Consider the following 13,997-nt stretch of genomic DNA (forward strand, 5'->3'; position numbering starts at 1 on the left):
ACGTCACTCCCGCCCCTTCTTACGCTCGCCATGCAATCGCGCCGCGGCACCACCCGCGGCGCTGGACAGGCACAGACACAGACCACCTGTCGGTGGTTTCGTCCTGCCTGCTTTCCCCAGCCGTACCGCCGACGGGTCCTTCCCTAAGGCGGATTCATGGCACAACGTCCGAGCGTCACTGGCGTCGCCGACGTCGTTGCGCTCATCGACGGCCGGGGACGGCTCACCGGCCGGGCCCGCGTCATCTGGTACCTCGTCTTCGGCGGGCTGTTCCTCGACGCGTACTCGAACGCGGCACTGAGCGCCGGCCTGGGCCCGATGACCGACCAGATGCGTCTGAGCAGCACCCAGATCTCCGTCCTGACGGCCACCGCGCCCGCCCTGGCGATCGTCTTCAACCCGGTCGGCGGCTGGCTCGCCACCCGCGTCGGCCGGGTCCCCCCGCTGCTCGTCGCCAAGGTCTTCGCCGTCGCCGGTGCTCTGCTCGCCGCCCTCGCCGGGGACTTCACCACCGTCTGGCTGGGCCGCGTCCTCGTCGGCGTCGCCTACGGCATCGACTTCGCCGTCGCGATGGCCCTGCTCGCCGAGTACACCCCCGCCGCGCTCCGCGGACGCCTCAACCTCTGGCAAGCCGTCTGGTACACCGCCAGCACCGGCAACCTCGCCCTCGCCCTGGTCTTCTTCAAGCTCGACGCCGGAGCGGACATCTGGCGCTGGTCCGTCGGCTCCGCGGGCGCCGTCGCCCTCGTCCTCCTCGCCCTCCAGGCCGCGCTGCTGGCCGAGAGCCCCGCCTGGCTGGCGAGCAAGGGCCGCCTCGGCGACGCCGTCCGCAACCTCGCCCGGATCTACGGCATCGACGCCGAGGCCGGCGCCCCCGGCCCGGACGCCCCCGCCGCCACCGCGCCCGGACCGCGCCGGGCCGGGCTGCTGTTCAAGGGCGCCTATCTGCCGCGTACCGTGCTCTCGTCAGCGATCTCGCTGGGCCAGTCGATGCAGTACTTCGCCGTCGGCTGGTACCTGCCCGTCATCAGCCTCGCCGTCTTCGGCGAGAGCTTCGAGAAGGCCACCGTCGGCTCGATGGTCTTCAACGCCTTCGGCATCGCGGGCGGCCTCGCCTCCGCCTGGCTCGGCCGCCGCCTCGGCCTGCGCCTGTCCTCCGCCGCCGGCTTCGCCGGGGTGTTCGCCGCCCTGGTCGCCATGGGCCTGACCTTCGGGAAGATCCCCACGGCCGTCGCGTTCCTGCTGCCCGTGCTGTTCATCCTCTGCCACTCCGCCGGCCCCGGCGCCAACGGCAAGTCCATCGCCGCCCTCTCGTACCACAGCGACATCCGCGCCCTGGGCACCGGCGTCACCGGCATGGTCGGCAGCTTCGGCAGCGTCGTCGGCCTCTACGTCTTCCCGCAGATCAAGGAGGCACTGGGCCTCGGCCCCACCTTCCTGGTGCTCTCCGTCGTCCCCCTCCTCGGCCTGCTCGTCTGCCTCGTCGTGAAGTGGGACCCCATCAAGGCCGGCACCCAGGACGACGGCGCGGTCCCCGCTCCCGACCCGGCCGGCGCCCCGCACACCGGCCCCGCCGCGGCCACCACCGCCCGCTGACCCCGTAGCTCGCAAGGAAAGGGCCGACATGACGCAGCCGTTCCCCGCCACCGCCGCACGGCGCGGGGTGCTCGCCGTCGACGAGGGCACCACCGGTACCCGCGCCGGCGTCGTCCTCGACTCCGGCGCCGCCCACGAGGTCTTCTACCGGCCGATCGCGGTCAGCCACCCCGACGACCTCTCCGTCGAACAGGACCCGGGGGAGATCTGGGACGCCACCCTCGACGTGGCACGCCGCGCCGTCGCCCGCGCCCGCGAGGAACGCATCGAGATCACCGCGGTCGCGCTCTCCACCCAGCGGGCCACCGCGATGCTCTGGGACCGCGTCACCGGGGAACCGCTGCTGCCCGCCGTGGTCTGGCAGGACCGCCGGTACGCGCACCGGCTCGCCGCCCACGAGGAGGAGTGGGACGCGGTGCTGCTGGCCCGGCAGGGACGGCCCGTCGGCTCCCGGTCCCCGTTCCTCTGGGCCGCCCGGCAGATCGCGGAGCACCCCGGGACCGCCGCCGCGCACCGTGCCGGACGGCTGGTCTTCGGCACCGTCGACACCTGGCTCATCTGGCGCCTCACCGGCGGCGCCGTCCACGCCACCACCCCCACCAACGCCGCCTCCACCGGCGGCTATCTGCTCACCGCGCACGCCTGGGACGAGGAATGGACCGGCCACCTCGGCTTCCCGCCCGGCCTGCTGCCCGAACTGCGCGACGACGACGCGGGCTTCGGCACCACCGACCCGGACGTCCTCGGCATCCGCGTCCCGCTGGCCGCCTCCCTCGGCGACCAGCATGCCGCCCTCATCGCCCTCGGCGGGCTCGCCGCGGGCCAGGGCATGTGCGTGTACGGCACCGGCGCCTTCGTCGACGCCGCCACCGGCACCGCCCCCGCCCTGCCCCGGCCCGGCATCGCCGGAGTGCTCGCCCAGCCCGGCCGGCGCCAGTCCGGCACCACCCACTACGGCCTGGAGTCCTACACCTCCACCGCGGGCTCCGCGCTGCGCTGGCTCTGCGACGACCTCGGCCTGTTCGCCTCCCCCAGGGAACTCGGCGAGGAAGCGGGCCGCGCCCGCCCCCGGCAGGGCGGCGCCCCGCGCTTCGTCCCGGCCCTCGCCGGGGTCCGCACCCCCGTATGGCGCCCGGAGGCCACCGCGGCACTCACCGGCCTCACCCTCGCCACCACCCGCGCCGACCTCGCCCGCGCCGTCCTCGACGGCATCGCGCACTCCGTGTGCGACCTGATCGACGGGGTCGCCGCCACCATGGGCGCCCCCTTCACCCGGCTGCGCGTCGGCGGCGGCGTCTCCGGATGCGACCCGCTGCTCCAGACCCAGGCCGATCTGACGGGCCTGCCGCTGGAACGGGTCGCCGACTCCGCCACCGCCAGCCTGCGCGGCACCGCCTACCTCGCCGGGACCGCCCTGGGCATGTGGTCCTCGCTCGAAGAGATCGTCGAGGCCCAGCCGCACGGACGGATCTTCGAACCCGCCGCCGAGGCCGCCGAACGCGCCGCGTGCCGCGACGCATGGCGCGGCCTCCTCGCCGACCACCTCCGCACCCCCGACCTCCCCTGACGGCCCGCACCACCGCCCCGCGGCCCGCGACCGGCCGTCGCACCGAACCACCAGGAGCTGATGCAGTGATCACCATGCCCGCCCGGAAACCCCGGCGCAGCGCCGCGGCCACCCGCCGCGCCCCCCTGCTGCTCGACCGCGCCGGCATCAAGCGCCGCCTGGCGGACGACACCTACGACGTGCTCGTCATCGGCGGCGGCGTCACCGGTGCCTACACCGTGCTCGACGCGGCGTCCCGCGGACTGCGCGCCGCGCTCGTGGAGAAGGACGACTTCGCCTCCGGCACCTCGTCGAAGTCCTCGAAGATGGTGCACGGCGGCCTCCGCTACATCGAACAGGGCAACATCAACCTCGTCCGCCACTCCCTGCTGGAGCGGCACCGCTTCCGCCGCAACGCCCCCCACCTGGTGCACCGGCTGCCGTTCCTCTTCCCCGTCCTCGACCGGGACGGCGTCTTCGACCCGCGGCTCGCCAAGGGCTTCGAGGGCCTGCTGTGGACCTATGACCTGGTCGGCGGCTGGCGGATCGGCAAACTCCACCAGCGGCTGACCGTCCCCGAGGTCCTCAGCCACGCCCCGACGCTCCGCGCCGACCACCTCAAGGGCGGCCTGCTCTACTTCGACGCCCGCGCCGACGACGCGCGCCTGGTCCTCACCCTCGTCCGCACCGCGGCCGCCCTCGGCGCCACCGTCCTCAACGGCGCCCGCGTCGACTCCCTGCTCACCCGCGGCGGCCAGGTCACCGGCGCCCGCGCCACCGCCGACGGCGACACCCTCGACATCCGCGCCCGCGCCGTCGTCAACGCCACCGGGGTGTGGACCGACGCCGTGGACCGCATGGCCGACAGCGGCCACACCCCGCAGGTCCGCCCCGCCAAGGGCGTCCACATCGTCGTCCCGTGGCGGAAGGTACGCATCGACTGCACCGTCACCGTGCCGATCCCCGGCCGGGCCCGCCGCGCCACCTGCACCCGCTGGGGCGACCACGTCGTCCTCGGCACCACCGACAACGACTACCGGGGCTCCGCCGACGACGTGCACTGCACCCGCGAGGAGATGGAGTTCCTGCTGGAGGGCGCCAACACCGCGTTCGACGCGGATCTCGGCCCGGACGACGTGACCGGCTCCATCGGCGGCCTGCGCCCTCTCGTCGGCGGCAAGGAGGGCGCCACGCTCGACATGCGCCGCGACCACCACATCACCCTCGGCCGCTCCGGGATGGTCACCGTCACCGGAGGCAAGCTCACCACCAGCCGCCACATGGGCGAACTGGTCGTCGACAAGGTCATGACCGTCCTCGGCAGCAAGGCACCCTGCCGCACCACCCGCCTCCCGCTGCTCGGCGGCGCCGGCTACGACCCCGAGGCCGTCGCCGCGTCCGGCGGCACCGCCGCCCACCTCGGCGAGCGCTACGGCACCGAGGCCCGCTTCGTCCACGACCTGATCGCCGACGACCCCTCCCTCGCCGAACCCGTCGTCGCCGGCCTGCCCTACACCAAGGCCGAGGTCGTCTACGCGGCCCGCGCCGAACTCGCCCGCTCCGTCGACGACGTCCTCTCCCGCCGCACCCGCGCCCGCCTCTTCGCCCGCGACGCCTCCGCCGAGGCCGCCGCCACCGTCGGCGACCTCCTCGGCCGCGAACTCCACCTCACGCAGGCCGAGGTGGACGCGTCGGTCACCTCCTACCTCGACTCCGTCCGCCACGAGAAGTCCGTCCTCCTCGAAGGAGCAGCAGCATGATCAGCCGTCAGACCCTCACCCACCCCTTCAACCGCGGTGACTACACCGTCGGTGCTCCCAGCCCCTCGCGCTGGGCCCGCACCACCCCCGTCGGCGACGGACCCGCCGCCCTCCAGAAGGACCCGGTCGAGGTGCCGGACGCCGTCGTCGAGGCCCTGCGCGGCGCCGCGCACGCCGTCCACGTCACCCGCGAGGAGGTCGTCGCCCGCACCCGCGACTGGTGGGCCGGATCGATGATCGGCGAGACCGAGGGCCGGCCCGCGACCCCGGACGCCGTCGTCGTCGAGGCCGCCGACGCCGACCAGGTCGCCGCCGTCCTGCGGATCTGCCACGAGGCCGGCGTCCCGGTCACCCCGTCCGCCGGACGCTCCAACGTCACCGGCGCCGCGCTGCCCGTCTTCGGCGGCGTCGTCCTCGACGTGTGCGGCCTCGACGAGATCACCGGTTTCGACGCCGAGTCGCACATCGTCGACGTCCAGGCCGGCATGTTCGGCGACCTCTTCGAGAAGCGGCTCCAGGAGGAGTACGGCGTCACCACCGGCCACTGGCCGTCCGCCTTCGCGGTGTCCACGGTCGGCGGCTGGATCGCCTGCCGTGGCGCCGGCCAACTCTCCACCCGCTACGGCAAGATCGAGGACATGGTCGTCGGCGTCGACGTCGTCCACGCCGACGGCACCCGCGCCACCTACGGCGACTACGCCCGCGCCGCCACCGGCCCCGACCTGCGCCAACTCTTCATCGGCTCGGAGGGCACCCTCGGTGTCATCGTCGCCGCCCGGCTCCGCGTCCACCCCCTGCCCGAGTACGCCAGGGCCCTCGCCTTCGGCTTCGACACCTTCGCCCAGGGCCTGGACGCCTGCCGCCGGATCATGCAACGCGGCGCCACCCCCGCCGTCCTGCGCCTCTACGACACCCTGGAGTCCGGCACCCACTTCGGACACCCCGACACCCACCTGCTGCTGATCGCCGACGAGGGGGACCCCGTCCTCGTCGACGCCACCCTGACGATCGCCGCCGAGGTCTGCGCCGAGTACGGCCCCGAACTCGACAGCGACGCCGTCTTCGCGCGCTGGCTGGACGAGCGGATGCTCGTCGGCAAGTCCGCCGACGGCTTCACCCCCGGCCCCGGATTCGTCGCCGACACCCTGGAGATGGCGGCCTCCTGGAAGGACCTCCCCGTCCTCTACGACGAGGTCGTCGCCGCGATCGAGGCGGTGCCCGGCACCCTCGCCGCGTCGGCCCACCAGTCCCACGCCTACACCGACGGCGCCTGCGTCTACTTCTCCCTGCGCGGCGACACCGCCCCCGAGGCACGCCGCGACTGGTACCGCGCGGTGTGGGACGCCGCCAACGCCGTCCTCCTCGCCCACGGGGCGGCCCTCAGCCACCACCACGGCTGCGGCCTGCTGCGCGGCCCCTACCTCCCGCAGTCCCTCGGCCCCGGTTTCGCCACCCTCACCGCGGTCAAGGAGGCACTGGACCCGGCGGGCATCCTCAACCCTGGCAAGCTGGGGCTGCCCAGCCGGTTCGGCACCCCCGTACTGGACTGACCCCCGCACCCCTCCCGCACCAGGCAGGCCATGAATCCCTCTCCCCGGTCCAGCACCGCACTCGACCCCCGGCTCACCGCCGCCCTCACCGACGTACCGGTGATCGCGTCGGTCGTCGGCAGCCGGCCGCTGCGCCAGTTCCTGACCGCGCCGTCGAGGACCTGCATCCTCGCCTCGTTCGCGGTCGGCCAGCTGCCCCGGGTCGTCCCGGCGCTGGGCCGGGCCGGGAAGACCGTCTTCGTCAACGTCGACAGCAGTCCCGGCCTCGCCCAGGACCGCGGCGCACTGGAATTCCTCAAGGAACTGGGGGCGCACGGCGTCGTCAGCACCCGGCTCAACCTCATCGAGAAGGGCCGCCCCCTCGGCCTCCTGACGATGATGAAGGTGTTCGTCACCGACCGCTCCAACCTGAGCCGCAGCCTGGACGCCGTCGCCCGCGGCGGCCCCGACCTGGTCGAGGTGATGCCCGCGCCCATCGTCGGCAGGATGAGCCCCCAGGCCCAGCGCGCCCTGTCCCCGGCCGTCGCCGCGGGCTTCGTGGAGACGCCCGCGGACGTGGCCGCCGCACTGGCCCTCGGCCCCGTCGCCGTCGCCACCTCCGACCCCCGCCTCTGGCACCTGCGCCGCGACCGGCTCCCGCCGGTCCCCGCGCCCAAGAGGCCCGTCCCACCCCAGGAGTGACCCCATGAGTTTTGTCGTCGTCGCCCGCTACCGCACCCTCCCCGGTGAACAGGACACCGTCCTCGCCCTCCTCGACACCATGGCCGCCGCCTCCCGCCAGGAGCCCGGCTGCCGCGGCTACCGCGTCCACCAGGGCACCGAGGACCCCCGGACCGTCCTGCTGTACGAGGAGTACGCCACCGAGGACGACTTCACCGCCCACTGCGCCTCCGGCCACTTCCGCGACCTCGTCCTGGGCCGCGTCGTCCCCCTGCTGGAGAGCCGCGACGTCCTGCGCTGCGCACCGCGCGCGGAGGCCACCGCATGAGGACCCGTGCCGCCGTCCTCCGCGGGACCACCACCCACCGCCCCTACAGCGGGACACGCCCCGTCGAGATCGAGGAACTGGAACTCGGTGCCCCGCGCGAGGGCGAACTGCGGGTACGGATCGCCGCCGCGTCCCTGTGCCACTCCGACCTTTCCGTCGTCAACGGCGACCGGGTCCGCCCGCTGCCGATGGCCCTCGGCCACGAGGCCGTCGGCGTGGTCGAGGAGACCGGCCCCGGTGTGCACCGGGCGTCCCCGGGCGACCATGTGGCCCTGGTGTTCGTCCCGAGCTGCGGTTACTGCCGGCGCTGCGCCGAGGGCCGGCCCGCGCTGTGCGGGCGGGCGGCCGCCGCCAACGGCGGTGGCGGGCTGCTGCACGGCCCGCCCCTGCTCACGGACGCCCGCGGCCGCGCCGTCCACCACCATCTCGGGGTGTCCGCGTTCGCGGACCACGCGGTGGTGGCCCAGGAATCGGTGGTGGTGATACCCCGTGAGGTGCCGTTCACCGTGGCGTCGATGTTCGGCTGCGCGGTCCTCACCGGCGCCGGGGCCGTCGTCAACACCGCCGGGCTGCGGCCCGGTCAGTCCGTCGTGGTGTTCGGCCTCGGCGGCGTCGGCCTTGCCGCCGTCCTGGGCGCCCGTGCGGCCGGTGCCCACCCGGTCGTCGCGGTCGACCCGGTGCCGGAGAAGCGGGAACTGGCGCTGCGGCTGGGCGCCACCCACGCCCACGCGCCCGAGGAGGCCGTCGCCGCGGTCCGTGACCTGACCGGCGGCGGCGCCGAACTGGCCGTCGAGGCGGTCGGCAGCCCCGCGGTGACGGCCGCCTGCCTGGACTGCGTCGACCGCGGCGGCACGGTCGTATCGGTGGGCCTGCCCGCCCCCGGCCGGGTCCTGGAGGTCCCGGCGCTCGCGTTCGCGGGGGAGGGCAAGAGCCTGGTCGGCTCATACATGGGGGACGCGGTGCCCCGCCGCGACATCCCCCGCTTCCTCGACCTGTGGCGCGCCGGACGCATGCCCGTCGAGGAGATGCACACCGCGACGCTCCCGCTGACCGGGATCAACACCGCCCTGGAAGAACTGGCCTCGGGCCGCGCCGTCCGCCAGATCCTCGACCCCGCCACCGGCTGAGAGGCCCCGGGCGGCCGTGCGGGCACGCGCGGCCGCCCTCAGTCCCCGTCGCCGTCCGACGGCTTCCCCGCGCGCAGTTCCCGCAGTACCTCGTCCAGTGCCGCGGCCGGTACGTCCGGCAGCAGCATCGCGAAGGCGAGCACGAACTTGCCGAGCAGGAACGTCGTGTCGGGCGTGGCGCGGACCAGCTCCCGCACCGCCTCCTCGTTCCCCTCCGCCACGGCCTCCAGCAGCGCGGCGGCGTCCGGCCCGGTGCCGTCGTCGGTGAGCACGGCCCGGTCGCCGACGTCGGCCCGGCGCGCCATGTGCCGCAGCACCCGGTCGCCCGCCTCGGGCAGATACGCCTTGCGGACCCCCTCGTTGGCGATCCAGCACAGCGCCGAGACGAGGTTGGCGGTCGTGTCGTCGGCCCCGTACTGCCCGAGGAGGGCGTCGTAGGCGAGCTGGTTGCCGTGCCGGAACGCGAGCAGCAGCCGCGCGGCGCGCGCTTTGGCCTCCGCTGCCTCGTTCGCCTCGCTTTCGGCGGAGTCCGTGGATATCTCTGTGGATTGTCTGATATTTCCTCCCACGTCGCCCATGCTAGCGACCGGAGGGGACGAGGGAGACGTGCCGGGTGGGGTGAGGGCGGTGGGCCGTGTCGTGGCGGAGGGGCGGGCGCTGCCGTCGCGGGAGGAGGATGCCCGGATGCCGTCCGGGCGGGTCGGCGGCGCCGCCCTGTTCGGGGCCCGGAGCGACGACGGACATGCCGGGACACGGAGGCCGTCGTGGAACGGCCCCCGGGCCCGACCGGACCCAGGGGCGGCCGCCCCTACAAGGGGATTCCCCGCTCCCGGGCCCGGGCGATGGCCTCGACCCGGTTGCGGGCGTGGAGCTTCCGCAACACGTTCTGGAGATAACTCTTCACCGTGTTGCGGGAGATGAAGAGTGCCGTGGCGATCTCGGGGTTGCTCTGGCCCATCGCCACGCGCCGCGGCACCTCGTACTCGCGCGGGGTCACCAGGCCCTCGCACTCCTCGGGCGCCGGGCCGTACGCCGTGCGTCCCGTCCGCCCGGTGACGGGGCGCACCCCGTCGACGGCGATGCCGCGCGGGGCGATGCCGGCGAGCCGTTCGGGGCGGGCGGTGAGCAGGGTGACCCGGCGCAGGCCCAGCGCGGCCAGCATCTCGGCCGCGACCCGGCAGACCGCCTCGGCCGCGCCGCGCCGGGGCGCGCGCTCGGCAGGGTCGTCCCGTAAGACGCAGACCTCGGGCCGTGCGCCGCCGCCCGGCCGCAGATGGAGCAGGACCCCGCCCGCGTGGTGCACCCGGCGGACGGTCTCCCGCAGCAGCGCCGCGCAGTCGCAGTGCGCCGAGCCGAGCACCTCCCCGCCCAGACAGGCGACATGCACCCCTACCAGCGGGGACCTCGGCGCCTTCGCGGCCCGCGGGCCGGCGAGGTCCAGGGCGACGTGTTCGCCGTCGTCCGACAGGCCGGAGAACGTGTACGCGGTCCCCGGCGCCGTCCCGCCGTCCGCCGGCCGGACCCGCATCGCCGCGGCGGTCCGCACCCGCGGCGCCTCCACCGAAGGGTACGCCGGGGGCATCAGCGGCACCGAGGGCCGCGGCGCCGGGCGTTTCTCGGGGCCGGCCAGGGTCACGACCGCACACCTCCCGTCATCGTGGTCCCACGGGCCGCACCGAGGACGGCCCGTGCCAGGGGCGCCGGGCAGCGGTCCCCGACCGGGAGGGTCGGTGCCACGACCACCTCGGGCCCCAGCGCGCGGATGGCACCGGCCTCCTCCGCGTCCGCCGGATCGAGGACGAACACATCGCAGACGTCCCGGACGAGCCGCGCCGCCCCGGTGGCGGTGGCGGGTACGCCCCGCGACAGCATCAGACTGCCGCGGCTGGCCGCCCGCCGCCGCTCGTCCGGATCGTCGATCGGCACCCGCGAGACGGTGGGGGTGACCGCCACCACCGGGCCCCGGGTGTCGCGCAGCGCCTCCCGGATGCCGGGGACCGCGAGCACCGGGCCCAGCCCCGCCACCGGGTTGCTCGGCGCGAGCACGACGAGATCGGCGCCGCCGAGCGCGTCCAGGACGCCGGGCGCGGGACGGGCCGTCTCCGCCCCGGTGAACGTCACCTCCCGCACCCGGGGCGTGGCGCCGTCGCGGACCAGGAACTCCTGGTAGCCGTGGCGCGCCCCGTTCGTGTAGTGCACCTGGGTGCGGACGGGCTGTTCGGTCGCGGGCAGGACGCGGCAGCGCACCCGCAGGGCGTCGGCGAGCCGGTGCGTCACCTCGGCCAGGCCCACGCCCTCGTGCAGCCAGGAGGTGCGCAGCAGATGGGTGGCCAGGGCGGTGTCGCCGAGGGAGAGCCATGGGTCGCCGCCGAGTTCCCGCAGGCCGTCCATGCAGCGCCAGGTCTCGTCGTCCGCGCCCCGCCCGGGGCCGGCGTCCCGGGGGCCGCCGAGCGCGTGGAGGGTGGTGTCGATGTCCGGGCAGACGCGGACGCCGTGCGCCCACAGGTCGTCGCCCGTGTTCACGACGAGGGTCAGGCCCGTCGCGAGGACGTCGGCGGTTCTCTCCAACTCGTCCACCAGCGCCCGCCACAGCCGGGAGGCCCCGGTCCCGCCCCCGACACCCACGATACTGACCATGTCACACCGCCTCAGCAGCCTTGTCCGCCGGCCGCGCCCGGCCGGTCGTGCCCCACGAGGGCGCCGCGCCGTACGGGCCGCCCGCACGTCCGCCCCGGCCTCTCGCGCGCTGCCCGGCCCAGCGGTCCGGGTGACGGGGATGTCCCGGCCGCCGTGGCGGGCGGCGCCCGCGGCCGGTGCGGCGGCACCTCACGTCCAGGACTCTCGCCCGGCCGCCTCACCCGCACCGCAACGGTTGATCAAAAAACGCTTAACCGCTCGTGGCGGGCGGTCGTCGCGGACGGCACCACCGAACAATGCGATGATCGTATTCCCCGCGCAGCGCGGCCGTAGGAACAGCGGGAAGGACCGTACCGATGGGCGAACCGGCTCATGTCCTGGTGGTGGACGACGACGAGGACGTGCGGACGCTCGCCCGCTGGCAACTGGAGGCCGAGGGCTTCCACGTCCTGACCGCGGCCGACGGGCAGTCCGCCCTCGACGCCGTCGCACGGCAGCGGCCCGACCTCGTCCTCCTCGACCTCACCCTCCCCCTCGTCGCCGGCCTCGACGTCCTCACCCACATCCGGCGCCACGCCGCCGATCTCCCGGTGATCGTGGTCTCCGGCCGCTCCGGGGAGACCGACCGCATCATCGGCCTCGACCTCGGCGCCGACGACTACGTCGTCAAACCGTTCTCCCCGGCCGAACTCGCCGCCCGCGTCCGCTCGGTGCTCCGCCGCAGCCGGCGCACCGCCCCCGCACCCGGCACGGACGGCGCGCCGGCCGCCGACGGCGCCGGCAGCGGCCTGGTGATCGACCGGGCCACCCGCACGGTCACCGTGTACGGCACCCCCGTCGAACTCACCGCCCGCGAGTTCGACCTCCTGGCCTTCCTCGCCGACTCCCCGCGCCATGTCTTCACCCGCGACCAACTGCTGGAGTCCGTCTGGCACTCCTCCAGCGACTGGCAGGAGGCCGCCACCGTCACCCAGCACGTCCACCGCGTCCGCCGCAAGGTCGAACGCGACCCCGACCGGCCGCGCTGGCTGCGCACCGTACGCGGCGTCGGCTACCGGTTCGAGCCCTGAGATGGCCGCGGCACACGACGCGGACCGCTCGGCACGGCGCGCCGCCAGTGGTGTGGCGGCCCCGGAGGACATGCCCGGACTGCTCGTCCACCAGACGCGGGTCCTGGAGATGATGGCCGACGGCGCCCCGCTCGCCCCCGTGCTCGACGCCCTCGCCACCGGCATGGAGGACCTTCTGCCGGGCGCCCGCTGCTCGGTGCTGCTTCTCGACGAACGCTCGGGGACGCTGCGCCACGGCGCGGCCCCGAGCATGCCGCCCGCCTACGTCAAGGCCGTCGACGGGATGGAGACCGGCCCGCACGCCGGCTCCTGCGGCACCGCCGTGCACCGCGCGGTCCCCGTGGTGGTGCCCGACATCCGGTGCAGCGACCTGTGGGAGGACTTCCGCGCCGCCGCCGAGACCGCCGGCGTACGGGCCTGCTGGTCGACGCCGGTACGGGGCAAGGACGGCCAGGTCCTGGGCACCTTCGCCGTCTACCACGACACGCCCCACACCCCGACCGAACGCGAACGGCGGCTCGTCGACCGCTTCACCCACCTCGCCGCCGTCGCCATCGACCACGACAAACTCTTCGGCAGCCTCGCCCAGAGCGAGGAACGCTTCCGCAGGGCGTTCGACGACAACGCCGCGGGCATGGCGCTGCTGGGCCTCGACGGACGGGTGCTGCGCGTCAACCGGGCGCTCTGCGCGATGCTGGACACCCATGCGTTCGCGCTGGTGGGACGGTGCTTCCGCGATCTCGTCCACCCCGACGACCGGCCTCAACTGCGCGACGTCGCCACCGTGCCGTGCCGCGAGACCCACCGCTACGAACTGCGGCTGACCCGCCCCCGCGAGGCCCATCTCACCGCCTCCGTCACCTTCTCCGGCGTCCACGACGCCCACGGCGCCATCGTGTCCTGGTGCGTCAACCTCGTCGACGAGACCGCCCGCAAGGCCGCGGAGGAGGAACGGCGGGCCCGCGCCGCAGCGGTGATCGCGCAGGAGCACGCGGAGGAGAACAGCCGCACCAAGTCCCAGTTCCTCACCGCCCTGGGGCACGAGATCCGCACCCCGCTGCACGCCGTGGTGGGCTTCGGCGAGATGCTGCGCTCGGGCAGTCTGTGCGCCGAGCGCCGTAAGGAGGCGCTGGAGCGGATGAGTTCGGCCGCCGACCATCTCGTCGCCCTCGTCGACGATCTCAGCGACGTGGCGGCGATCGAGGCGAAGGCGCTGCGGCTGCGCACCGAACCCCTGCCGCTGGCACCGCTGCTCGCCGAGGTGCGCGGACTGCTGGCGGGGCTCGCCGAGAAGACGCGGGTGACCTGCGTCGTCGAACCCCCCGACGGCGACCCGGCCGCGCTCTGCGACGCCCGCCGGCTGCGCCAGGTCCTGCTGAACCTCGCGGGCAACGCGCTCAAGTACAACGCACCCGGTGGCCGGGTGGTGCTCCGGGTGGAACATCCCCCCGGCGGCGGCCTCCTGGACCTGGTGGTGGAGGACGACGGTCCGGGCATCCCCCAGCACCTCCAGCACCGGCTGTTCGTCCCCTTCGACCGGTTGGGCGCGGAACGCACCCAGAACCCCGGCTCCGGCCTCGGACTGCACGTCACCAAGGGCCTGGTGGAGGGGATGGGCGGCACCCTCGCCATCGAGAGCGGGCACCCCGGGGGCGGCACCGTCGCCCGGGTCACCCTGCCCGCCGTCACCGACGGGCCGTGAGGGGCCCGAGGGAGACGGCGG

12 protein-coding genes are annotated in these 13,997 nt (G+C 74.8%); 9 read left to right on the top strand and 3 right to left on the bottom strand.

Translation table 11 applies throughout. The features are described from left to right. Positions 1-156 precede the first annotated feature (156 nt). The 7 genes from AC51EU_RS06360 (at position 157) to AC51EU_RS06390 (ending at position 8,567) form a co-directional block, all read left to right on the top strand. The gene (locus AC51EU_RS06360; RefSeq protein WP_496265668.1) at positions 157-1,596 is read left to right on the top strand and encodes an MFS transporter; all 1,440 of its coding nucleotides are present in this window, start codon (positions 157-159) and stop codon (positions 1,594-1,596) included. A 28-nt stretch (positions 1,597-1,624) separates the two neighbouring features. Next, positions 1,625-3,163, top strand: coding sequence for an FGGY family carbohydrate kinase (locus AC51EU_RS06365; RefSeq protein WP_496265669.1), 1,539 nt, complete (start codon positions 1,625-1,627; stop codon positions 3,161-3,163). Positions 3,164-3,228: 65 nt separating this feature from the next. Further along, positions 3,229-4,902, top strand: a complete 1,674-nt coding sequence (locus tag AC51EU_RS06370; RefSeq protein WP_496265670.1) for a glycerol-3-phosphate dehydrogenase/oxidase — start codon at positions 3,229-3,231, stop codon at positions 4,900-4,902. Further along, positions 4,899-6,452: an FAD-binding oxidoreductase gene (locus tag AC51EU_RS06375; RefSeq protein WP_496265671.1), complete on the top strand. Its 1,554-nt coding sequence runs from the start codon at positions 4,899-4,901 to the stop codon at positions 6,450-6,452. Before AC51EU_RS06370 ends, AC51EU_RS06375 begins: the two co-directional genes overlap by 4 nt. A 30-nt stretch (positions 6,453-6,482) precedes the next feature. Continuing rightward, a complete protein-coding gene (locus AC51EU_RS06380; RefSeq protein ID WP_496265672.1) occupies positions 6,483-7,133 on the top strand; it encodes a glycerol-3-phosphate responsive antiterminator in 651 nt (216 codons plus the stop codon). Between the two features lie 4 nt (positions 7,134-7,137). Then, positions 7,138-7,440: a putative quinol monooxygenase gene (locus AC51EU_RS06385; protein WP_496265673.1), complete on the top strand. Its 303-nt coding sequence runs from the start codon at positions 7,138-7,140 to the stop codon at positions 7,438-7,440. Then, positions 7,437-8,567, top strand: coding sequence for a zinc-binding dehydrogenase (locus AC51EU_RS06390; protein WP_496265674.1), 1,131 nt, complete (start codon positions 7,437-7,439; stop codon positions 8,565-8,567). The genes AC51EU_RS06385 and AC51EU_RS06390 overlap by 4 nt, the downstream gene beginning before the upstream one ends. Before the next feature lie 38 nt (positions 8,568-8,605). Here AC51EU_RS06390 and AC51EU_RS06395 read toward each other — a convergent pair whose 3' ends face one another. From AC51EU_RS06395 to AC51EU_RS06405, 3 genes are all read right to left on the bottom strand, one after another. Continuing rightward, positions 8,606-9,136, bottom strand: coding sequence for a hypothetical protein (locus AC51EU_RS06395; protein ID WP_496265675.1), 531 nt, complete (start codon positions 9,134-9,136; stop codon positions 8,606-8,608). A gap of 239 nt (positions 9,137-9,375) precedes the next feature. Then, positions 9,376-10,203 carry a LuxR C-terminal-related transcriptional regulator gene (locus AC51EU_RS06400; protein ID WP_496265676.1) on the bottom strand — a complete coding sequence of 276 codons (828 nt, stop codon included), beginning with the start codon at positions 10,201-10,203 and terminating at the stop codon, positions 9,376-9,378. Next, on the bottom strand, positions 10,200-11,204 hold the full coding sequence (locus AC51EU_RS06405; protein WP_496265677.1) for a 2-phospho-L-lactate transferase CofD family protein: 1,005 nt from the start codon (positions 11,202-11,204) through the stop codon (positions 10,200-10,202). The genes AC51EU_RS06400 and AC51EU_RS06405 overlap by 4 nt, the downstream gene beginning before the upstream one ends. Positions 11,205-11,560: 356 nt before the next feature. Here AC51EU_RS06405 and AC51EU_RS06410 point away from each other — a divergent pair, with 356 nt between their 5' ends. Both AC51EU_RS06410 and AC51EU_RS06415 read left to right on the top strand, forming a co-directional pair. Then, positions 11,561-12,274: a response regulator gene (locus AC51EU_RS06410; RefSeq protein ID WP_496265678.1), complete on the top strand. Its 714-nt coding sequence runs from the start codon at positions 11,561-11,563 to the stop codon at positions 12,272-12,274. A gap of 1 nt (position 12,275) precedes the next feature. Then, positions 12,276-13,976: a GAF domain-containing sensor histidine kinase gene (locus AC51EU_RS06415; RefSeq protein ID WP_496265679.1), complete on the top strand. Its 1,701-nt coding sequence runs from the start codon at positions 12,276-12,278 to the stop codon at positions 13,974-13,976. The last annotated feature ends 21 nt before the right edge of the window (positions 13,977-13,997 follow it).

The sequence above is a fragment of the Candidatus Streptomyces philanthi genome (assembly GCF_059553635.1).